This window comes from Streptomyces sp. BK79 (assembly GCF_044142145.1).
In the GTDB taxonomy this organism is placed as follows: Bacteria; Actinomycetota; Actinomycetes; order Streptomycetales; family Streptomycetaceae; genus Streptomyces.
The window spans coordinates 125,958-145,461 of record NZ_JBHVOC010000007.1; the positions used below are offsets into that span (position 1 = coordinate 125,958).

A 19,504-nucleotide genomic window follows, 5' to 3' on the forward strand; every position below is an offset into this window, starting at 1 on the left:
CAAGCGTGAGTGACGACACGATCGACCGGGCCGGAACCGTTCCGCCGGTCCGCGACTGGCCGGCCGTCGACCTGCCCGGCACGGACTTCGACCCCGTCCTGGCCGAGCTGATGCGCGAAGGGCCCGTCACCCGCGTCTCGCTGCCCGGCGGCGAGGGCTGGGCGTGGCTGGTGACCCGCCACGACGACGTCCGCAGGGTCACCGACGACCCCCGGTTCGGCCGCGAGGCCGTCATGGACCGGCAGGTCACCCGGATCGCCCCGCACTTCGTCCCGGCGCGCGGCGCGGTCGGCTTCCTCGACCCGCCCCATCACACGAGGCTGCGCCGCTCGGTGGCCGCCGCGTTCACCGCCCGAGGGGTGGAGCGCGTACGGGCCCGCTCCCGCGCGATGCTCGGCGAACTCCTCGACGCCATGCTGCGGGCCGGCCCGCCCGCCGACCTCACCGAGGCGGTGCTGAGCCCCTTCCCCATCGCGGTGACCTGCGAGCTGATGGGCGTTCCGGCCGCCGACCGGCACCGCATGCGCACCTGGACCCGGCTGGTCCTGTCCGCCTCGCACGGCGCGGAGGTCAGCGAACGGGCCAAGCGCGAGATGAGCGCCTGCTTCGCCGGTCTCGTCGCGCTCCGGGCCGACAGCGCCGACGAGGACGTGACCTCGCTGCTGGGCGCCGCCGTGGGCCGGGGCGAGATCACGCTGGAAGAGGCCGTCGGGCTCGCCGTCCTGCTCCAGCTCGGCGGCGAGGCGGTCACCAACAACATCGGGCAGATGTTCTACCTGCTGCTGACCCGTCCGGAACTCGCCGAACGCCTGCGCTCGGAGCCGGAGATCCGTCCCCGGGCCGTCGACGAGCTGCTGCGCTGGATCCCCCACCGCAACGCGGTCGGGCTGTCCCGGATCGCCTTGGCGGACGTGGAGGTCGGGGGCGTGCGGATCCGGGCGGGCGACGCGGTCTACGTGTCGTACCTGGCCGCGAACCGTGACCCGGAGGTGTTCCCCGACCCCGACACCATCGACTTCGCCCGCAGCCCCAACCCGCACCTGTCCTTCGGCTCCGGACCGCACCACTGCCCCGGCGGCATGCTGACCCGGCTGGAGACGGAGCTGCTGGTGGGCGCCGTCCTGGACCGGGTGCCGGGGCTGCGACTGGCGGTGCCGCCCGAGGACGTGCCGTTCAAGAAGGGCGCGCTGATCCGTGGGCCCGAGGCCCTGCCCGTGACGTGGTGAGCGGCGGCCCTGTGGGGCGACCGCTCGGCACGCGCGCACGGGCCCGGCCCGGCGGGGTTTCTCCTAGCGGATCGGCATCCCCGCCAGGGTCCGGGCGATGACCAGCCGCTGGATCTCGCTGGTGCCCTCGAAGATGGTGTAGATCGCGCTGTCGCGGTGCATCCGCTCCACGGGGTACTCCCGCGTGTAGCCGTTGCCGCCCAGGATCTGCACCGCCTGGGCGGTCACCTTCTTGGCGGTCTCGCTCGCGAACAGCTTGGACATCGATCCCTCGGCCGCCGTGAACGGCTTGCCGTTGATCGCCATCCAGGAGGCCCGCCAGACCAGCAGCCGCGACGCGTCGATCGACGTGCGCATGTCGGCGAGCTGGAAGGCGACGCCCTGGTTGTCGATGATCGGCCGCCCGAACTGCTCGCGGGTCTGGGCGTACTCCAGCGCCACCTCGTACGCGGCGCGGGCCGTGCCCACCGCCATGGCGCCGACCGCCGGGCGGGACGCCTCGAAGGTGGCCATCGCGGCGTTCTTCACCCGCTCCCCGCCCTTCCTGGCCTTCTCCCGGGCGCGGGCGAGGCGGGCGTCGAGCTTCTCCTTGCCGCCGAGCAGGCAGGAGCCGGGGACGCGCACGTTGTCGAGGACGACCTCGGCGGTGTGCGAGGCGCGGATGCCGTGCTTCTTGAACTTCTGGCCCTGGGACAGTCCCGGGGTGTTCGGCGGGACGATGAAGGAGGCGTGGCCCTTGGAGCCCAGCTCGGCGTCGACCACCGCGACGACGACGTGGACGTTGGCGATGCCGCCGTTCGTCGCCCAGGTCTTCGTGCCGTTGAGGACCCACTCGTCCTTGGCCTCGTCGTACACGGCACGGGTGCGCATGGAGGCCACGTCGGAGCCGGCGTCGGGCTCGGAGGAGCAGAAGGCGGCGACCTTGACATCGTTGGCGTCGCCGTACATCTGGGGGATCCAGGTGCCGATCTGCTCCTCGGTGCCGTTGGCGAGGACGCCGACGGCGGCGAGGCCGGTGCCGACGATGGACAGGGCGATGCCCGCGTCGCCCCAGAACAGCTCCTCCATCGCCATCGGGATGCCGAGGCCGGTCGGGTCGAAGTACTGCTGGGCGTAGAAGTCGAGGGAGTAGATGCCGACCTTGGCGGCCTCCTGGATGACCGGCCAGGGAGTCTCCTCACGTTCGTCCCATTCGGCGGCGGCGGGACGGATGACGTCGGCGGCGAAGCCGTGCAGCCAGTCCCGGACCTCCTTCTGTTCGTCGCTCAGCTCCATGGTGAACTCGGCCATGTCCCCTCCAGTGACGCACTGCGTGTTACTTGCGGTAACACGAGTCTGTTACCCGTGGGTAGGAAAAGTCAACTCCCGAGGCCCCGTCGCCCTCCCGTTCGATGCCCGGCGGCCCGCGGGTGTTAGTTTGCGCAGGCGTCACCGAAACAGCACGGGTGGGGAGAGCACATGGACACCACGCAGCGGACCGACCAACAGCGGTCCGCCGACCGCCGCCGGCGCGAGCTGCTGGAGGCCGCCGACCGGGTGGTGCTGCGCGACGGACCACAGGCCTCGATGAACGCCATCGCCGCCGAGGCCGGCATCACCAAGCCGATCCTCTACCGGCACTTCGGCGACAAGAGCGGACTGTACGCCGCCCTCGCCAAGCGGCACACGGACGCCCTCCTCGCCTCGCTGCGGGCCGCCCTGGACGCCCCGGCGGACCGGCGGGACCGCGTCGAGGCCACCCTGGACACGTATCTGGCGGCGATCGAGGCCCGCCCGCAGGTGTACCGCTTCCTGATGCATCCGGCGGAGGGCGGCACCGCACCGGGCGACCAGGCCGACCAGGGCTTCGACATCGGCAAGCACACCGCGCCGCTGCTGCGCCGCATGGGCGAGGAACTGGCCCAGGTCATCGAGGAGCGCCTCGACGTCGGACCGGGCACCCAGCAGCTCGCCCGGGTGTGGGGGCACGGCATCGTCGGCATGATGCACGCGGCCGGGGACTGGTGGCTGGGCGAACGCCCCTGCTCCCGGGCGGAGTTGGTCCGCAGCCTGGCCGACCTCCTGTGGGGCCGTCTCGCCGAGGCGGGCGACAAGGCGGGCGGCCCGGGCTTCTGACGCGCGCCGAGCGCCCCGGGCCGCGGCCCGCAGGACGCCCAGCGGACGCTCAACGGCGCCAGGACGCCCGCGCCACCTGCCGCATCAGCTTGCGGTGGCGCCGGCCCGACAGGCGGTCGGCGTACACCCGGCCCTCCAGGTGGTCGCACTCGTGCTGGAGGCACCGGGCGAAGAAGCCCGTCCCGCGCACGGTGACCGGCTCACCGGTCACCGTGAAACCCGTGACGACCGCCTCGTCGTACCGCTCCGTCCCGGCCTCCAGGCCCGGCAGCGACAGGCAGCCCTCCGGCCCGCGCACCACCACCCCGTCCGTCCCGGCCAGCCGCGGGTTCACCACGTGGCCCAGGTGGCGCACGTCCTCGTCGTCCGGGCAGTCGTACACGAAGACGCGTACCGGCTCGCCGATCTGGTTCGCGGCCAGACCCACGCCGTGGGCCGCGTACATGGTCGCGAACAAGTCCTCCACGAGCGCCGCGAGTTGTGGACCGAAGTCCGTCACCTCGTCGCAGGGCGCGTGCAGGACGGGGTCGTCGAGGAGACTGAGGGGCCGGACGCGCCCGTGGGCGCCCGGGATGGAGCCGTGTTGCATGGCGGCAAGAGTAAGGTCCGTATGTTCCCCGGCGGCACGCGCCCACCGCCGGAACCCCGTGGCCGGTGCCGCGATTCGGGAGTGCGAATGGATCTCGATAGGCTGAGGTCCACACCACGTGGCCGTCAGGCTTCCCAGGCTTCAGGCGCGGCGCGTACGCAAGGAGGATCGAGAACTGATGGCAGGCAACTCGGACCCGCTCACGCCGCGGGCCAAGATCGCCGTGACCGCGGGCAAGGCGGTCGCGGCGGCGTCGCGCGCCGCGGGACGCGGCAGCGGTTCGGTGATCGGCGGCCGGGTCGCGCTCAAACTCGACCCCGACCTCCTGGCCCGGCTCGCCCAGCACCTGGACGTGACCCTCGTCTCGGCGACCAACGGCAAGACCACCACCACCCGGCTCATCGCCGAGGCGCTCAAGGCGGCCGGCCCGGTCGTCTCCAACGCGCTCGGCGCCAACATGCCGGCCGGCATCACCTCGGCACTCGCCGGCGGCGCGGAGGCCCGGTACGGCGTCATCGAGGTCGACGAGAAGTACCTCGTCGGCGTCGCCCAGGCCACCGAGCCCCAGTGCATCGCGCTGCTCAACCTCTCCCGCGACCAGCTCGACCGCGCGGCCGAGACCCGGATGCTCGCGGAGAACTGGCGCGAGGGCCTGACCGGCTCCAAGGCCGTGATCGTCGCCAACGCGGACGACCCGCTGGTCGTGTGGGCCGCGTCCTCCTCCCCCAACGTCATCTGGGTCGCCGCCGGGCAGATGTGGAAGGACGACGCCTGGTCCTGCCCGGCCTGCGGCGGCGTGATGCAGCGCCCCGGCGACGACTGGTTCTGCGGCGAGTGCGGCTTCCGCCGTCCCACGCCGAGCTGGGCGCTCTCCGGCGACCACGTCCTGGACCCGCACGGCTCCGCCTGGCCGATCCACCTCCAGCTGCCGGGCCGCGCCAACAAGGCCAACGCCGCCTCCTCGGCCGCCGTCGCCGCCGTCTTCGGGGTGCCGCCGCAGGTCGCCCTGGAGCGCATGTACCAGGTGCAGGCGGTCGCCGGTCGCTACGACGTGGTCCAGTTCCAGGGCCGCGACCTGCGCCTGCTGCTCGCCAAGAACCCGGCGGGCTGGCTGGAGACCTTCTCCCTGATCGACCCGCCGCCGACGCCGGTGATCCTCTCGGTGAACGCGCGCGGCGCCGACGGCACCGACACCTCCTGGCTGTGGGACGTGGACTACACCCGGCTCACCGGCCACCCGATCTGCGTGGTCGGCGACCGGAAGCTGGACCTCGCGGTGCGCCTGGAGGTCGCGAACCAGCAGTTCCAGGTGTGCGAGGACCTCGACCAGGCAGTGTCGATGTGCCCCCCGGGACGCATCGAGGTCATCGCGAACTACACCGCCTTCCAGGACCTGCGCCGCCGCGTCGGCAACTGACCGCGAGACTTCAGGGGACTTTCGTGAGCGACAACCAACTGCGGATCGTCTGGATCTACCCGGACCTCCTCAGCACCTACGGCGACCAGGGCAACGCCCTGGTCGTGGAGCGCCGGGCGCGGCAGCGCGGCCTCGACGTGGCCCGGCTCGACGTGCGCAGCGACCAGCCGATCCCGACCTCCGGCGACATCTACCTCATCGGCGGCGGCGAGGACCGCCCGCAGCGGCTGGCGGCCGAGCGGCTGCGCCGCGACGGCGGCCTGCACCGGGCGGTCGAGAACGGCGCGATCGTCTTCTCGGTCTGCGCCGGCTACCAGATCCTCGGCCACGAGTTCATCAACGACCTCGGGCAGCGCGAGCCGGGCCTCGGCCTGCTCGACGTGGTCTCCACGCGCGGCGAGGGCGCCCGGTGCGTCGGCGACGTGCTGGGCGACATCGACCCGCGTCTCGGGCTGCCGCCGCTGACCGGCTTCGAGAACCACCAGGGCGTCACCCACCTCGGCCCCACCGCCCGCCCCCTCGCCCAGGTCCGCTTCGGCAACGGCAACGGCACCGGGGACGGCACGGAGGGCGCGTACAACGACACGGTCTTCGGTACGTACATGCACGGCCCGGTGCTGGCGCGCAACCCGCAGATCGCGGACCTGCTGCTGAAGCTCGCCCTGGACGTGAACGCGCTGCCGCCGACCGACGACCGGTGGTACGAGGCGCTGCGCAGCGAGCGGATCGCGGCGGCGCAGCAGCCGGCCTGACCCCCTGCCCGGCACCGGTGCGGACGGCCCGTCTGATGCGTCATCCGCACAGGTGAGCGGGCACGTCCAGTAGGCGGACGCACGGTTCGGTCCCGCCCCCCGGTGCCGCTAGGGTGGCGGGGATCGAGCCGGACAGCGCGGTCCGGACCCGTGCCACTTGAGAAGGTATTTCGGGCTATGCGCATTGGTGTCCTCACGTCCGGCGGCGACTGCCCCGGCCTGAACGCCGTCATCCGGTCCGTCGTGCACCGTGCCGTCGTCGACCACGGCGACGAGGTCATCGGCTTCCGGGACGGCTGGAAGGGCCTCCTGGAGTGCGACTACCTCAAGCTCGACCTCGACGCCGTCGGCGGCATCCTGGCGCGCGGCGGCACCATCCTCGGCTCCTCCCGGGTCCGCCCCGAGCACCTGCGGGACGGCGTGGAGCGCGCCCGGGGCCACGTCGAGGAGCTCGGGCTCGACGCGATCATCCCGATCGGCGGCGAGGGCACGCTGAAGGCGGCCCGGCTGCTGTCCGACAACGGGCTGCCGATCGTGGGCGTGCCGAAGACCATCGACAACGACATAGCGGTCACCGACGTGACGTTCGGCTTCGACACGGCGGTCACCGTCGCCACCGAGGCCCTGGACCGGCTGAAGACCACCGCCGAGTCCCACCAGCGGGTGCTGATCGTCGAGGTCATGGGGCGGCACACCGGCTGGATCGCGCTGCACTCGGGCATGGCGGCCGGCGCGCACGCCGTGGTCGTCCCGGAGCGGCCCTTCGACATCGAGGAGCTGGCCGCCAAGGTCGGCGAGCGGTTCTCGGCGGGCAAGCGGTTCGCGATCGTGGTCGCCGCCGAGGGCGCCAAGCCGAAGGCCGGGACCATGGACTTCGACGAGGGCGGCAAGGACGTCTACGGCCACGAGCGCTTCGCCGGGATCGCCCGCCAGCTCTCGATCGAGCTGGAGGAGCGGCTCGGCAAGGAGGCGCGGCCGGTGATCCTCGGGCACGTCCAGCGGGGCGGCACGCCGACCGCGTACGACCGGGTGCTGGCCACGCGGTTCGGGTGGCACGCGGTGGAGGCGGTGCACCGGGGCGAGTTCGGGATGATGACGGCCCTGCGCGGGACGGACATCCGGATGGTGCCGCTGGCGGAGGCGGTGGAGTCGCTGAAGACGGTGCCGGACGCGCGGTACGCGGAGGCGGAGTGCGTGCTGTGAGGTCGCGGTAGTACGCCGACACCGCCCCCGGTCACCACGGTGACCGGGGGCGGTTCTAGTCTTGCTTCGGACAGACGGCGCTGAACCGCGCGCAACCCCCACGAAACAGGAGCCGGCGGATGGATCACAGCGGGCACGGCATGACGATGGATCTGCCGCCGTTCACGCTGGGGCGAGGTCTCGCGTGGTCGGCGGACCCCTTCTTCCTGATCGCCTGCCTCCTGGGTCTGGCGCTGTACGGCTGGGGCGTCCTGCGACTGACCCGGCGCGGCGACAAGTGGCCGGTGGGCCGGACCGTGTCCTTCGTCGTCGGTGTGCTGAGCGTGCTGCTGATGATGTGCACCAAGCTCAACGACTACGGCATGGTCATGTTCAGCGTGCACATGGTGCAGCACATGATCATCAGCATGGTCTCGCCGATCCTGCTGCTGCTGGGCGCGCCGATCACCCTGACCCTGCGCGCGCTGCCCCCGGCGGCCCGTGGCCGCAAGGGCCCCCGCGAGCTGCTGCTGATGCTGCTGCACAGCCGCTACATGCGGATCATCACCCACCCCGCGTTCACGATCCCGCTGTTCATCGCGAGCCTGTACGCGCTGTACTTCACGCCCCTCTTCGACTTCCTCATGGGCTCCAAGGTCGGGCACATCGGGATGATGGTGCACTTCCTCGCCGTCGGGCTGGTGTTCTTCTGGCCGATCATGGGCGTGGACCCGGGCCCGCACCGGCCGGGCTACGTGATGCGGATGCTGGAGCTGTTCGCGGGCATGCCGTTCCACGCGTTCTTCGGCATCGCGCTGATGATGGCGTCCGGGCCCATGGTCGAGACGTTCGAGAACCCGCCCGCGTCGCTCGGCATCGACGCGCTCTCCGACCAGAACGCGGCCGGTGGCATCGCCTGGGCCTTCAGCGAGGTCCCGTCCGTGCTGGTGCTGCTGGCGCTGCTGTTCCAGTGGTACGCGTCGGAGAAGCGGCAGGCCCGGCGCACCGACCGGGCCGCCGACCGCGACGGCGACAAGGAACTCGAGGCGTACAACGCCTATCTGGCCTCACTGAACACACGCGGCGGCTGACCGGCGGCCCGGTTCAGTAGCATGTGGCGCGTCGGGGGACCGCCCGGGGGGAGCGGTATGACGCGTCACGCGTTCTCAGGATCACAGGAACCGGAACCGGAGGTCGGCGGGCTCGTCGCCGCCCGTTATCTGCTGCTGCGCCCGCTCGGCGCCGGCGGTGGGGCCAGGCGGGTGTGGCTCGCCCACGACCAGTGGCTGGGCGGCGAGGTCGCCCTGCGGGACGCCCGCGCGGACGGGCGGGCCCGGCCGCGGCCGGGCGTCCATCCGCACGTGGTGACCGTGCACGACGTCGTGGACCACGCGGGCGGGCCGTGGACCGTCATGGAGTACGTGGCGGGCGCCGTCGGCCTCACCGAGCTGGTGGCCCGGCGCGGACCGCTCGCCCCGGCCGAGTGCGCCCGGATCGGACTCGCCGTGCTCGACGCGTCGGCCGACGGGTCCGGGCGGGGCCTGCCGTGCCGGGAGGTACGGCCGGACGACATCCTGCTGGCCCCGGACCGCACGGGTGCGCCGTACGGCCGGATCCTGCTCACGGACCGCGCCGCCCCCGGGGACGGTGACGCGCTCTGCTCCCTGGGCCGCACGCTCTACTACGCCGTCGAGGGCCACGAGCCCTTCGGCGGAGGGCCGGGCCCGGACCGGCCGGGGGCACCGGTGCCGCCGGTGCGGGCCGGCGCGCTGGGGCCGCTGCTGGAGCGGCTCCTCGGCGACGGACCGGGACCTCGGATCACGGCGGCCGAGGTGGAGGCGGAACTGGCGTGGATCGTCACACCGCAGACCGACGCGTACGTCCGGCCGCGGACCGACCCCGGATCGCGGCCGCCCTGGTCCACGCCTCCGCCCTCGCCGCTCGCGACGGCCGGGGTCCCGGCGACGCCCGGGTCCGGCGGGCACCGGCGTCCGCGTCCCCGGACCCCGCGGGCCGTCCTGTCCGGCGCCCTGGGGCTGCTCCTCGCCCTGGGCGGCGTCTGGTACGCGCTGGCCGACCGTGCGGCCGACGGGAACGGGATGCCGTACGGCGAGGCCGTGGGACTCGTGGCGGCGCTGGAGGACGGGGACTGCGTGCGCGCCCGGTGGCCGGGCGGCGTGCGGTTCGCGGGGACGCCGCGCCTCACCGTGGACCCCGCCTGCCGGGGCCGGGCGCCCGACGGCCAGGTGATGGCGTTCGTGCCCGCCTCCTCCGCCGAGGAGGCCCGCGCACTGGGGCCGGCGCGGTGCGAGGAGCGGACCCGGGAGGCCCGGGACCGGCTGGCCGGGGTGCGCGGCGTGGCCGTCGTACCGACGGACGACGGCTTCGGGACCGCCGGGCGGCGCACCGCCTGCCTGCTGCTGGGCGCGCACGGCCCGGTGTACGGGCCGCTCGGCCGGCATCGCGCGCCCGGTTCGGTGTTCGCGGACACCGCGACCATGCAGCGCCGGGACTGCCTGGACGTGCGCTCCGCACGGGAGGCCCGGCTGGTGTCCTGCGCGGGCCGGTACGACGCGCAGGTCCTCGGATTCACCCGGTTGGCCCCCGACGTCACGCTCGCCGAGGCGCCCTCGGCGGCGGACGCCGCGTGTGCGCGGGACGTCCCGCCGCGCGACTACGGATTCGACCCCTCGCTGCACGAGTCCGGGTCCCGGACGGCCGCCGGGGCCTGGAAAACCGGGTCACATCTCGTCGTCTGCACCGTGCGGAGGCAGAACGGGGGCACCATGGAGGGGAACGGACCATGAGGAGGGTGTTGCGATGCCCGGTTCCCCGGACAGTTCGACGAAGACGATGGGGGCGCTCACCATCGGCGGCCTGGTCGCGGTGACGGCCTACACGGTGGCGCTCGGAAGCAACGGCTGGCTGTGGTTCGGCTGGGTCGTGCTGGGACTGATCACCCTGGGGATGGTGGCCACCCGCAGCGCGTGAGCCCCGAGGGGGCGCGCCGACACCTCACTCGCGGCCGAGCCGGCCCGCCGAGTGCACGCCCGGCTGGTACTTCGGCAGCCGGACGGTGATCTTCATGCCCGCGCCGACGGCCGTCTCGATGACCAGGCCGTGGTCGTCTCCGTAGACCTGGCGGAGCCGGTCGTCGACGTTGGACAGCCCGATGCCGCCCGACGGGCTGACCTCGCGCGCCAGGATGCGGCGCAGCAGGCCGGGGTCCATGCCGGCGCCGTCGTCCTCGATGACGACCAGGGCCTCGGCGCCCGCGTCCTGCGCGGTGATCTGGATCCGGCACCGGTCCGCCTTGCCCTCCAGGCCGTGCTTGACGGCGTTCTCGACCAGCGGCTGGAGGCAGAGGAAGGGCAGCGCGACCGGCAGCACCTCCGGGGCGACCTGGAGGGTGACGGCGAGGCGGTCACCGAAGCGCGCCCGCACCAGCGCCAGGTAGTGGTCGATGGCGTGCAGTTCGTCGGCGAGGGTGGTGAAGTCGCCGTGCCGGCGGAACGAGTAGCGGGTGAAGTCGGCGAACTCCAGCAGCAGCTCGCGGGCGCGCTCGGGGTCGGTGCGCACGAAGGACGCGATGACCGCGAGCGAGTTGAAGATGAAGTGCGGGGAGATCTGGGCGCGCAGGGCCTTGATCTCGGCCTCGATCAGCCGGGTCCGGGACTGGTCGAGGTCGGCCAGTTCGAGCTGGACGGAGACCCAGCGGGCGACCTCGCCGGCCGCCCGGACCAGGACGGCGGACTCGCGGGGCGCGCAGGCGACGAGCGCGCCGTGCACCCGGTCGTCGACGGTGAGCGGGGCGACCACCGCCCAGCGCACCGCGCAGTCGGGGGTGTCGCAGGTGAGCGGGAAGGCCTCCCCGCGTCCGGTCTCCAGCGGGCCGGCCAGGCGTTCCATGATCTCCGTGCGGTGGTGGGCGCCCGCTCCGTCCCAGGCCAGGACCTCCTTGAGGTCGGTCAGGCACAGCGCGTCCGTGCCCAGCAGCGACCGCAGCTTGCGGGCGGACTTCCCGGCCGTCTCCTCGGTCAGGCCGGCCCGCAGCGGGGGCGTGGCCAGGGAGGCGGTGTGCAGGGTCTGGAAGGTGGCGTGCTCGACCGGGGTGCCCAGGCCGCCCAGGTTCTGCGGGCGGGCCGTGCGCCGCCCCAGCCAGAAACCCGCGGCGAGCAGGGGCAGGACGGCGACGACCAGACCCGCCAGGAAACCGCTCATCGAGTCGCTCACGGGGACACCTCGGTCCGCGTCACGGGGGACGCCTCGGTCCGCGTCACGGGGGACACCTCGGTCCGCAGTTCTTCGGTGCGCAGTTCTTCCGGCAGGTGGAAGCGGGCCAGGATCGCCGCCGTCCCGGCCGGCACCCGGCCCGGGGTGGCCAGCGAGACCAGGATCATCGTGAGGAAGCCCAGCGGCACCGACCACAGGGCGGGCCAGGCCAGCAGCGCGTGCAGCGCCCCGCCGCCGCCCGGGAAGCCGCCCATGGTCGCGGCGACGGCGAGCAGCGCGGAGCCGCCGCCCACCAGCATCCCGGCCGCCGCGCCGGGCGGGGTCAGCCGCCGCCACCAGATGCCGAGGACGAGCAGCGGGCAGAACGACGAGGCGGAGACGGCGAACGCGAGGCCGACGGCGTCGGCGACCGGCAGCCCGCCGACCAGCGCGCTCGCCGCCAGCGGCACGGCCATGGCGAGCACGGTGCCGAGCCGGAAGTGCGGTACGCCCCGGGACGGCAGCACGTCCTGGGTCAGGACGCCCGCGACGGCCATGGTCAGCCCCGACGCGGTGGACAGGAACGCCGCGAAGGCACCGCCCGCGACCAGGGCGCCGAGCAGGTCGCCGCCCACTCCCCCGATCACCCGTTCCGGCAGCAGCAGGACGGCGGCGTCGGCGTCCGAGGTGAGGGTCAGCTCGGGGGCGTACAGGCGGCCGAGGGCGCCGTAGACGGGCGGCAGCAGGTAGAAGGCGCCGATCAGGCCGAGGACGGCGACGGTGGTGCGGCGGGCGGCGACGCCGTGCGGGCTGGTGTAGAAGCGGACCACGACGTGCGGCAGGCCCATGGTGCCGAGGAACGTGGCGAGGATGAGCCCGTAGGTGGCGTACAGCGGGCGTTCGGTGCGGTTCTCGGCGCTGGAGGGCGACAGGGCGTCGTCCGCACCGCGCCCGGCCGCCGGGACGGGGGTGCCCTCGGCGAAGGTGAGGCGGGTGCCCGCCTCGATGCGGTGGGCGCCGGCCGGCAGGGCGAGGCGGGTGCCGTCGTGGGCGCGGCCGTCCACGGTGCCGTCGACGGTGACGGTCAGGGGGCGCTCCAGCTCCAGGGTGAGGCCGTCGTCGACCCGGACGGAGCGCTGCTCGCGGAAGGTGGCCGGTTCGTCGAAGGCGCGGCCGGGTGCGCCGTCGCCCTGCCAGGCCAGCACCAGGAAGAGGGCGGGGACGAGCAGGGCGGTGAGCTTCAGCCAGTACTGGAAGGCCTGGACGAAGGTGATGCTGCGCATGCCGCCGGCGGCGACGATGGCGGTGACGACGACGGCGACGATGACCCCGCCCAGCCAGTCGGGCGCCCCGCTCAGCACCGTCAGGGTCAGTCCGGCGCCCTGGAGCTGCGGCAGCAGGTACAGCCAGCCGACGCCGACGACGAACGCCCCCGCCAGCCGCCGCACGCCCTGGGAGGCGAGCCGGGCCTCGGCGAAGTCGGGCAGCGTGTAGGCACCCGAGCGGCGCAGCGGGGCGGCGACGAACAGGAGCAGGACCAGGTACCCGGCGGTGTAGCCGACCGGGTACCAGAGCATGTCGGGGCCCTGCACGAGGACCAGGCCGGCGATGCCGAGGAAGGACGCGGCGGAGAGGTACTCGCCGCTGATGGCGGCGGCGTTGAGGCGGGGGCCGACGGTGCGCGAGGCGACGTAGAAGTCGGAGGTGGTGCGGGAGATGCGCAGGCCGAAGGCGCCGACGAGGACGGTGGCGACGACGACGAGGGCGACGGCGGGTATGGCGTAGCCGGAGTTCATGGTGCCTTCACGGCCTTTCCCGGACCGTCACCGGTCTTCGACCAGGCGCACGAAGTCGCGTTCGTTGCGCTCGGCGCGGCGCACGTACCAGCGGGCCAGCAGGACGAGCGGGGCGTACAGGCCGAAGCCCAGGACGGCCCATTCCAGGCGGCGGGCGTCGGGCATCGCGGCGAACAGCAGCGGCAGCGGCCCGACCAGCAGTCCGAGGACCGCGAGGACGGCGAGACCGGCCCGCAGCTGGCTGCGCATCAGGGAGCGGACGTAGGTGTGGCCGAGGGTGGTCTGCTCGTCGATCTCGGTGCGCGGGCGGTAGTAGCCCGAGGCCCGCCGGGTGCGCCGGGGCGGGCCGGTGACGGTGACCCGGCGTTCGGTGGGGTCCTGGGGCATGACTCACGGCCTCCGCATGAGCAGGTCCCGCAGTTCGCGGGCGTGGCGCCGGCTGACCTGGAGTTCCTCGGTGCCGACCAGGACGCTGACGCTGCCGGCGTCCAGCCGCAGTTCGCCGATGTGGCGCAGGGCGACGAGGTGGCGGCGGTGGATGCGGACGAAGCCGCGGGCGCGCCAGCGCTCCTCCAGGGTGGACAGGGGGATGCGGACGAGGTGGCTGCCCTTGTCGGTGTGCAGGCGGGCGTAGTCGCCCTGGGCCTCGACGTGGGTGATGTCCTCGACGGGGACGAAGCGGGTGACGCCGCCGAGCTCCACGGTGATGTGGTCGGGGTCGGGTTCGTGCACGGGGATGCGCGGGGCGGGGGCGGGAGCGCCGCGCTGTTCGGCCGCGCGGCGGACCGCCTCGGCGAGCCGTTCCCTGCGGACGGGTTTGAGGACGTAGTCGACGGCCTTGAGGTCGAAGGCCTGGACGGCGAAGTCCTCGTGCGCGGTGACGAAGACGACCAGCGGGGGCCGGGCGAACCCGGTCAGCAGCCGGGCGAGGTCCAGTCCGTCGAGGCCCGGCATCTGGATGTCGAGGAAGACGACGTCGATGGCGTCCGGCCCGTCGGGGCCCGACTCCAGGGCGCGGTTGATGCGGCGCAGCGCCTCCGTCGCGTCCGACGCGCCCTCCGCCGTGCCGACGCGGGGGTCGGCGTTGAGCAGGTACACGAGTTCCTCGAGGGTGGGGCGTTCGTCGTCGACAGCCAGGGCGCGCAGCATGAAGGTGGAGTGTAGGAGCAATCCGTACGCCTGCACACGTGCCCGGCGGGGACGTATCCGCTGGATACAGTGCCCGCATGAACAGCAGGCCCACGCCGTTCGACGAACTCGACCGGAAGATCGTCACCGCCCTGATGGCGAACGCCAGGACGTCCTTCGCCGAGATCGGCACGGCGGTCGGGCTGTCCTCCACGGCGGTCAAGCGCCGGGTGGACCGGCTGCGCGAGACGGGCGTGATCACCGGGTTCACGGCGACGGTGCGGCCGTCCGCGCTGGGCTGGCGCACCGAGGCGTACGTCGAGGTGTACTGCGAGGGCGCGGCACCTCCCCGGCGGCTGGCGGAGGTGGCGCGCGGCTATCCGGAGATCACGGCGGCGATGACGGTGACCGGCGGCGCGGACGCGCTGCTGCACGTGCGGGCGCGGGACGTGGAGCACTTCGAGGAGGTGCTGGAGCGGATCCGGGCCGAGCCGTTCATCCGGAAGACGATCAGTGTGATGGTGCTGTCCCATCTCATCCCGGACAGTCCGGAGGCGGGCGCGAGCCAGCCGGCGCCCGAAGAGACGGCCCGAGGGGCGGCGGACGGCGCATCAGACGTGCGTTGACCTGCCCGAAGACGCAGTGTTCCTGCGCTGACACGCAGCCTTTGTCGCTTGTCGTCCGTCTCTCCCGCTTCCTACCGTGGTGTCATCCCTCAGTCACAACCCGTGAGGAAACGGAGGAACCCCTCTGTGACCGCATCCCGTGTGCCGCGCCCGCGGCGCTTCCTGGTCTGCGAACCCAGACACTTCGCCGTGCGGTACGCCATCAACCCGTGGATGAGCACCGGCAGGCCCGTCGACGTCATCCGCGCGCTGGACCAGTGGCAGGCTCTGGTCGACACCTACCGGGCCCACGGCCACACCGTCGACAGCGTCGCGCCCGTCCCGGGCCTGCCCGACATGGTCTTCGCCGCGAACTGCGCGGTCGTCGTGGACGGCCGCGTCCTCGGCTCGCTCTTCCACGCGCCCGAGCGGCGTCCTGAGTCGGTGCCCTTCGAGGCGTGGTTCAAGACGGAGGGCTTCGAGGTCCAGCACCCCGAGTCGGTCTGCGAGGGCGAGGGCGACCTGGTGCCGGCCGGGCGGTGGATCCTGGCGGGCACGGGGTTCCGCACCACCCGTGAGGCGCACCGCGAGGCGCAGGAGTTCTTCGGGGTGCCGGTGATCTCGCTGACGCTGGTGGACCCGTACTTCTACCACCTGGACACGGCGCTGTTCGTGCTCGACGACGGGGCCGACGGGTCCGACGGGAACATCGCCTACTACCCCGGGGCCTTCTCACCGGGCAGCCGTGAGGTGCTCGAACGGCTCTACCCGGACGCGGTGCTCGCCACCCGCGAGGACGCGATGGCGTTCGGGCTGAACTCCGTCTGCGACGGCCGGCACGTGTTCCTCGCGCCCGGGGCCCGGGGGCTCGCCGAGCAGCTCGCCGGCCTCGGCTACGTCCCCGTCCCCGTCGACCTGTCCGAGTTCCACAAGGCCGGTGGCGGCATCAAGTGCTGCACCCAGGAGATCCGGGAGACCCGCCCATGACCGCACCCGCCCGCGCCCGCGGCTCCGCGGAGCTGATCCGCGCGGAGGAGCCCGTCCTCGCGCACAACTACCACCCGCTGCCCGTCGTCGTGGCCCGCGCCGAGGGCGCCTGGGTCGAGGACGTGGAGGGCCGTCGCTACCTGGACATGCTGGCGGGCTACTCGGCGCTGAACTTCGGCCACCGCCATCCCGCGCTGGTCGAGGCTGCCCACCGTCAGCTCGACCGGCTGACCCTCACCTCGCGGGCCTTCCACAACGACCGCCTCGCCTCCTTCGCCGAAGGGCTGGCCGCGCTGACCGGCACGGACATGGTGCTGCCGATGAACACCGGCGCAGAAGCCGTGGAGAGCGGCATCAAGGTGGCCCGTAAATGGGCCTACGACGTCAAGGGCGTCCCCGCCGACCGGGCGACGATCGTGGTCGCGGCGGACAACTTCCACGGCCGTACGACGACGATCGTGGGCTTCTCCACCGACGAGAGCGCCCGCTCGGGCTTCGGCCCCTTCACCCCCGGCTTCCGGGTCGTCCCGTACAACGACCTGGCGGCGATGGAGGCGGCGGTCGACGAGACGACGGCGGCGGTGCTGATCGAGCCCATCCAGGGCGAGGCGGGGGTGCTGATCCCGGACGACGGCTATCTGACCGGGGTGCGGGAGCTGACCCGCCGGGCCGGGTGCCTCTTCGTCGCGGACGAGATCCAGTCGGGTCTGGGCCGCACGGGGCGCACCCTCGCCGTCGAGCACGAGTCGGTCGTGCCGGACGTGGTGCTGCTCGGCAAGGCGCTGGGCGGCGGCATCGTCCCGGTGTCGGCGGTGGTCGGCAGCCGCGAGGTGCTCGGGGTGCTGCACCCGGGCGAGCACGGGTCGACGTTCGGCGGCAATCCGCTGGCGGCGGCGGTCGGCACGGCGGTGGTGGAGCTGCTGGGGACCGGCGAGTTCCAGCGCCGGGCCGACGAGCTGGGCGTGGTGCTGCGCGAGGGGCTGGCCGCCCTGGTCGGCAAGGGTGTCGTCGGTTTCCGTGCCCGAGGGCTGTGGGCGGGCGTCGACGTGGACCCGGCGCTCGGCACCGGGCGTGAGATCAGCGAGCGGCTGATGCGCGAGGGCATCCTCGTCAAGGACACCCACGGCTCCACGATCCGGCTGGCCCCGCCGCTGACCGTCACCGGCGAGGAGCTGCGGGAGGCCCTCGGCACCCTGGAGAAGGTGCTGGTGTCCTGACCCCGTCCGCCCTCAGACCGTCCGTCCTCAGGGAGCGGCCCGGCCCCCGTCGAGCCGCTCCACGCGCGTCACGTTCTCCCGGTCCTCGGCGTCCTCGCTGGGCGCGCCCGCGAACCAGGCGTCGAGGATCTCCCCCAGCAGCGGCCCCGAGGTCAGCCGCAGGCTCAGGGCGAGGACGTTGGCGTCGTTCCAGCGGCGGGCGCCGTCCGCCGTGTACGCGTCCGTGCACAGGGCCGCCCGTACGCCCGGCACCTTGTTCGCCGCGATCGACGCGCCGGTGCCGGTCCAGCAGCACACCACCGCCTGGTCGGCGGTGCCGTCGGCGACGTCGCGCGCCGCCCGCTCGGAGCACACCGCCCACCGGGCGTCCGCGCCGGGGCTCAGTGCTCCGTGGGCCAGCACCTCGTGACCGCGTCCCCGCAGCTCCTGAACGAGGAGCCGGGCCACGGGTTCGTCCATGTCGGAGGAGACGGAGATCCGCATGTGCGAAGCCTACTCAGCCGGCCCGCTCACCTCATCGGCTCAACCACATGACTGACGTCACGACCATACAAAGCATGATCGGGGGAACGGTACGACCCGAGAAATGTACGACCGAGCAGCGCTCCGTGGGGAGCGTCTGCCCGTGGAAAGGGAGTCCGCCACGTCCTCCACCGACAACGGCCAAGAACCCGACGCAGCGGCGATCCGCCGCCACCCGGCCCTGTTCCGGGCCATCCGGCGTCGGCAGAACCCCCGACTGCGCCGGTCGGACATCACCGTCACGGACGAGGCCGCGGTCAAGCGCGCCGTGAAGGCGGCCTCCCTCGGCAACGCCATGGAGTGGTTCGACTTCGGCATCTACGCCTACCTGGCCGGCACCATCGGCCGCGTCTTCTTCCCGTCCGGGAGCGACACGGCGCAGTTGCTCTCCTCGTTCGCCACCTTCGCCGTGGCGTTCCTGGTCCGTCCCCTCGGCGGCATGGTCTTCGGTCCGATGGGCGACAAGATCGGCCGCAAGAAGGTGCTGGCGCTGACGATGATCCTCATGGCGATCGGCACCGCCGCCATCGGGCTCATCCCCAGCTACGACGCGATCGGCTTCTGGGCGCCCGTCCTGCTGATCGTGTTCCGCCTGCTCCAGGGCTTCTCGACCGGCGGTGAGTACGGTGGCGCCTCCACCTTCATCGCCGAGTACGCGCCCGACAAGCGGCGCGGGTTCTTCGGCAGCTTCCTGGAGCTGGGCACGCTGGCCGGGTACACGGGCGCCGCGAGCCTCGTCACCGCCCTCACGGCGTGGCTCGGCAGCGACACCATGGACGCCTGGGGCTGGCGCATCCCGTTCCTCGTCGCGGCGCCGCTCGGCATCGTCGGTATCTATCTGCGGCTGAAGCTGGACGACACGCCCGCCTTCCTGCAGCTCCAGGACTCCAACGTCCACATCTCGGAGGCGGCGAACGCGGTGGAGACCACCGCGCGGGGCGACCTCGCGAAGATCTTCCGCACCCACTGGCGGTCGCTGATCCTGTGCATCGCGCTGGTCGGCGCGTACAACATCACCGACTACATGCTGCTGTCGTACATGCCGACCTATCTGTCGGACGAGCTGGACTACAGCGAGAGCCACGGTCTGATGATCCTGGTGGCCACCATGATCCTGCTGATGCTGATCATCAACCAGGTCGGCCGGCTGTCCGACCGCTTCGGCCGCAAGCCCCTGCTGATGACCGGCATGGTCAGCTTCTTCGTCCTGTCCGCCCCGGCGTTCGTGCTGGTGCAGGTCGGCAGCCTGCTCGCGGTCTCGGCCGGCATGCTGATGCTCGGCCTGTCCCTGGTCTGCCTGCTGGGCACGATGTCGGCGGCGCTCCCGGCGATGTTCCCGACCAATGTCCGCTACGGCTCCCTGTCGGTCGGCTACAACCTTTCGGCGTCGCTGTTCGGCGGCACCACGCCGCTGGTCATCACCGCGCTGATCGGCGTGACGGGCTCCGACATGATGCCCGCGTACTACGCGATGGCCGCGGCCCTCGTCGGTGTCGTGGCCGTGGCCTGCATGAAGGAGACGGCACAGCAGCCCCTGGAGGGCTCGCCGCCCTCGGTGCAGACCGACGAGGAGGCGGCGGAGATGGTCGAGGCGCAGGCGCCGACGCCGAAGTTCTGACGAGCGCGACGCGGCCCGCGGGCCGGGCACGTCCGGTTCCGGACGGCCCGGCCCGCACCTACACTGGCACCCCGGCCTGTGCCGGTTGACCAGTGAGAACACGGCGAACGAGCCGTCCCGCCGGGGTGAGGAGCGACG

General features: G+C 72.9%; 19 protein-coding genes. 12 read left to right on the top strand and 7 right to left on the bottom strand.

The genetic code is table 11. The annotated features are described in order from the left end of the window. The first annotated feature begins 5 nt into the window (after positions 1-5). A complete protein-coding gene (locus tag ACFIF2_RS10795) occupies positions 6-1,226 on the top strand; it encodes a cytochrome P450 (RefSeq protein WP_395572330.1) in 1,221 nt (406 codons plus the stop codon). A 63-nt stretch (positions 1,227-1,289) separates the two neighbouring features. On the opposite strand, the gene ACFIF2_RS10800 is transcribed toward ACFIF2_RS10795, so the two are convergent. Beyond that, on the bottom strand, positions 1,290-2,516 hold the full coding sequence (locus tag ACFIF2_RS10800; protein ID WP_395572331.1) for an acyl-CoA dehydrogenase family protein: 1,227 nt from the start codon (positions 2,514-2,516) through the stop codon (positions 1,290-1,292). A gap of 168 nt (positions 2,517-2,684) precedes the next feature. Between ACFIF2_RS10800 and ACFIF2_RS10805 the strand changes: the two genes are divergently transcribed. Further along, positions 2,685-3,341, top strand: a complete 657-nt coding sequence (locus ACFIF2_RS10805) for a TetR family transcriptional regulator (protein ID WP_395572332.1) — start codon at positions 2,685-2,687, stop codon at positions 3,339-3,341. A gap of 49 nt (positions 3,342-3,390) precedes the next feature. Here the strand turns inward: ACFIF2_RS10805 and def are convergent, their stop codons facing one another. Further along, on the bottom strand, positions 3,391-3,930 hold the full coding sequence (def, locus tag ACFIF2_RS10810) for a peptide deformylase (protein ID WP_395572333.1): 540 nt from the start codon (positions 3,928-3,930) through the stop codon (positions 3,391-3,393). A 178-nt stretch (positions 3,931-4,108) separates the two neighbouring features. On the opposite strand from def, the gene ACFIF2_RS10815 reads away from it, so the two are divergent. The 6 genes from ACFIF2_RS10815 to ACFIF2_RS10840 all read left to right on the top strand — a co-directional run bounded on the left by ACFIF2_RS10815 (position 4,109) and on the right by ACFIF2_RS10840 (position 10,272). After that, positions 4,109-5,347 carry a MurT ligase domain-containing protein gene (locus ACFIF2_RS10815; RefSeq protein WP_395572334.1) on the top strand — a complete coding sequence of 413 codons (1,239 nt, stop codon included), beginning with the start codon at positions 4,109-4,111 and terminating at the stop codon, positions 5,345-5,347. Between the two features lie 23 nt (positions 5,348-5,370). Then, entirely contained in the window at positions 5,371-6,099 is a 729-nt protein-coding gene (locus tag ACFIF2_RS10820; protein WP_395572335.1) for a type 1 glutamine amidotransferase, read from the top strand. Positions 6,100-6,276: 177 nt separating this feature from the next. Further along, positions 6,277-7,302, top strand: coding sequence for a 6-phosphofructokinase (locus ACFIF2_RS10825; protein ID WP_395572336.1), 1,026 nt, complete (start codon positions 6,277-6,279; stop codon positions 7,300-7,302). A gap of 119 nt (positions 7,303-7,421) precedes the next feature. Continuing rightward, positions 7,422-8,372, top strand: a complete 951-nt coding sequence (locus tag ACFIF2_RS10830) for a cytochrome c oxidase assembly protein (protein ID WP_395572337.1) — start codon at positions 7,422-7,424, stop codon at positions 8,370-8,372. A gap of 57 nt (positions 8,373-8,429) precedes the next feature. Next, positions 8,430-10,088, top strand: a complete 1,659-nt coding sequence (locus ACFIF2_RS10835; RefSeq protein ID WP_395572338.1) for a septum formation family protein — start codon at positions 8,430-8,432, stop codon at positions 10,086-10,088. A gap of 13 nt (positions 10,089-10,101) precedes the next feature. Continuing rightward, positions 10,102-10,272, top strand: a complete 171-nt coding sequence (locus ACFIF2_RS10840) for a hypothetical protein (protein WP_395572339.1) — start codon at positions 10,102-10,104, stop codon at positions 10,270-10,272. Between the two features lie 24 nt (positions 10,273-10,296). On the opposite strand, the gene ACFIF2_RS10845 is transcribed toward ACFIF2_RS10840, so the two are convergent. The 4 genes from ACFIF2_RS10845 to ACFIF2_RS10860 are packed head-to-tail and all read right to left on the bottom strand — an operon-like array spanning position 10,297 to position 14,438. Next, a complete protein-coding gene (locus tag ACFIF2_RS10845) occupies positions 10,297-11,502 on the bottom strand; it encodes a sensor histidine kinase (protein ID WP_395572499.1) in 1,206 nt (401 codons plus the stop codon). A gap of 8 nt (positions 11,503-11,510) precedes the next feature. Continuing rightward, a complete protein-coding gene (locus ACFIF2_RS10850; RefSeq protein ID WP_395572340.1) occupies positions 11,511-13,289 on the bottom strand; it encodes a cation acetate symporter in 1,779 nt (592 codons plus the stop codon). A gap of 27 nt (positions 13,290-13,316) precedes the next feature. Continuing rightward, positions 13,317-13,676, bottom strand: a complete 360-nt coding sequence (locus ACFIF2_RS10855; RefSeq protein ID WP_395572341.1) for a hypothetical protein — start codon at positions 13,674-13,676, stop codon at positions 13,317-13,319. 3 nt (positions 13,677-13,679) lie between these two features. Beyond that, complete coding sequence (locus tag ACFIF2_RS10860; RefSeq protein WP_395572342.1) at positions 13,680-14,438, bottom strand: LytR/AlgR family response regulator transcription factor; 759 nt, start codon at positions 14,436-14,438, stop codon at positions 13,680-13,682. Positions 14,439-14,515: 77 nt separating this feature from the next. Between ACFIF2_RS10860 and ACFIF2_RS10865 the strand changes: the two genes are divergently transcribed. From ACFIF2_RS10865 to rocD, 3 genes are all read left to right on the top strand, one after another. Further along, complete coding sequence (locus tag ACFIF2_RS10865; protein ID WP_395572343.1) at positions 14,516-15,043, top strand: Lrp/AsnC family transcriptional regulator; 528 nt, start codon at positions 14,516-14,518, stop codon at positions 15,041-15,043. Between the two features lie 126 nt (positions 15,044-15,169). After that, the gene (gene ddaH / locus ACFIF2_RS10870) at positions 15,170-16,009 is read left to right on the top strand and encodes a dimethylargininase (RefSeq protein WP_395572344.1); all 840 of its coding nucleotides are present in this window, start codon (positions 15,170-15,172) and stop codon (positions 16,007-16,009) included. After that, entirely contained in the window at positions 16,006-17,226 is a 1,221-nt protein-coding gene (rocD, locus tag ACFIF2_RS10875; protein ID WP_395572345.1) for an ornithine--oxo-acid transaminase, read from the top strand. Before ddaH ends, rocD begins: the two co-directional genes overlap by 4 nt. Positions 17,227-17,253: 27 nt before the next feature. Here the strand turns inward: rocD and ACFIF2_RS10880 are convergent, their stop codons facing one another. Continuing rightward, the gene (locus ACFIF2_RS10880; RefSeq protein ID WP_395572346.1) at positions 17,254-17,709 is read right to left on the bottom strand and encodes an RpiB/LacA/LacB family sugar-phosphate isomerase; all 456 of its coding nucleotides are present in this window, start codon (positions 17,707-17,709) and stop codon (positions 17,254-17,256) included. A gap of 142 nt (positions 17,710-17,851) precedes the next feature. Here ACFIF2_RS10880 and proP point away from each other — a divergent pair, with 142 nt between their 5' ends. After that, complete coding sequence (gene proP / locus ACFIF2_RS10885; protein ID WP_395572347.1) at positions 17,852-19,366, top strand: glycine betaine/L-proline transporter ProP; 1,515 nt, start codon at positions 17,852-17,854, stop codon at positions 19,364-19,366. Positions 19,367-19,504 lie beyond the last annotated feature (138 nt).

What these genes read in the sequence shown, in the direction of transcription:
- ACFIF2_RS10800 (WP_395572331.1), bottom strand. Translation starts at nt 2,516, where the DNA reads ATGGCCGAGTTCACCATGGAGCTGAGCGACGAACAGAAGGAGGTCCGG.
- ACFIF2_RS10805 (WP_395572332.1), top strand. Translation starts at nt 2,685, where the DNA reads ATGGACACCACGCAGCGGACCGACCAACAGCGGTCCGCCGACCGCCGC.
- def (WP_395572333.1), bottom strand. Translation starts at nt 3,930, where the DNA reads ATGCAACACGGCTCCATCCCGGGCGCCCACGGGCGCGTCCGGCCCCTC.
- ACFIF2_RS10815 (WP_395572334.1), top strand. Translation starts at nt 4,109, where the DNA reads ATGGCAGGCAACTCGGACCCGCTCACGCCGCGGGCCAAGATCGCCGTG.
- ACFIF2_RS10825 (WP_395572336.1), top strand. Translation starts at nt 6,277, where the DNA reads ATGCGCATTGGTGTCCTCACGTCCGGCGGCGACTGCCCCGGCCTGAAC.
- ACFIF2_RS10830 (WP_395572337.1), top strand. Translation starts at nt 7,422, where the DNA reads ATGGATCACAGCGGGCACGGCATGACGATGGATCTGCCGCCGTTCACG.
- ACFIF2_RS10835 (WP_395572338.1), top strand. Translation starts at nt 8,430, where the DNA reads ATGACGCGTCACGCGTTCTCAGGATCACAGGAACCGGAACCGGAGGTC.
- ACFIF2_RS10840 (WP_395572339.1), top strand. Translation starts at nt 10,102, where the DNA reads ATGCCCGGTTCCCCGGACAGTTCGACGAAGACGATGGGGGCGCTCACC.
- ACFIF2_RS10845 (WP_395572499.1), bottom strand. Translation starts at nt 11,502, where the DNA reads ATGAGCGGTTTCCTGGCGGGTCTGGTCGTCGCCGTCCTGCCCCTGCTC.
- ACFIF2_RS10850 (WP_395572340.1), bottom strand. Translation starts at nt 13,289, where the DNA reads ATGAACTCCGGCTACGCCATACCCGCCGTCGCCCTCGTCGTCGTCGCC.
- ACFIF2_RS10855 (WP_395572341.1), bottom strand. Translation starts at nt 13,676, where the DNA reads ATGCCCCAGGACCCCACCGAACGCCGGGTCACCGTCACCGGCCCGCCC.
- ACFIF2_RS10860 (WP_395572342.1), bottom strand. Translation starts at nt 14,438, where the DNA reads ATGCTGCGCGCCCTGGCTGTCGACGACGAACGCCCCACCCTCGAGGAA.
- ACFIF2_RS10865 (WP_395572343.1), top strand. Translation starts at nt 14,516, where the DNA reads ATGAACAGCAGGCCCACGCCGTTCGACGAACTCGACCGGAAGATCGTC.
- rocD (WP_395572345.1), top strand. Translation starts at nt 16,006, where the DNA reads ATGACCGCACCCGCCCGCGCCCGCGGCTCCGCGGAGCTGATCCGCGCG.
- ACFIF2_RS10880 (WP_395572346.1), bottom strand. Translation starts at nt 17,709, where the DNA reads ATGCGGATCTCCGTCTCCTCCGACATGGACGAACCCGTGGCCCGGCTC.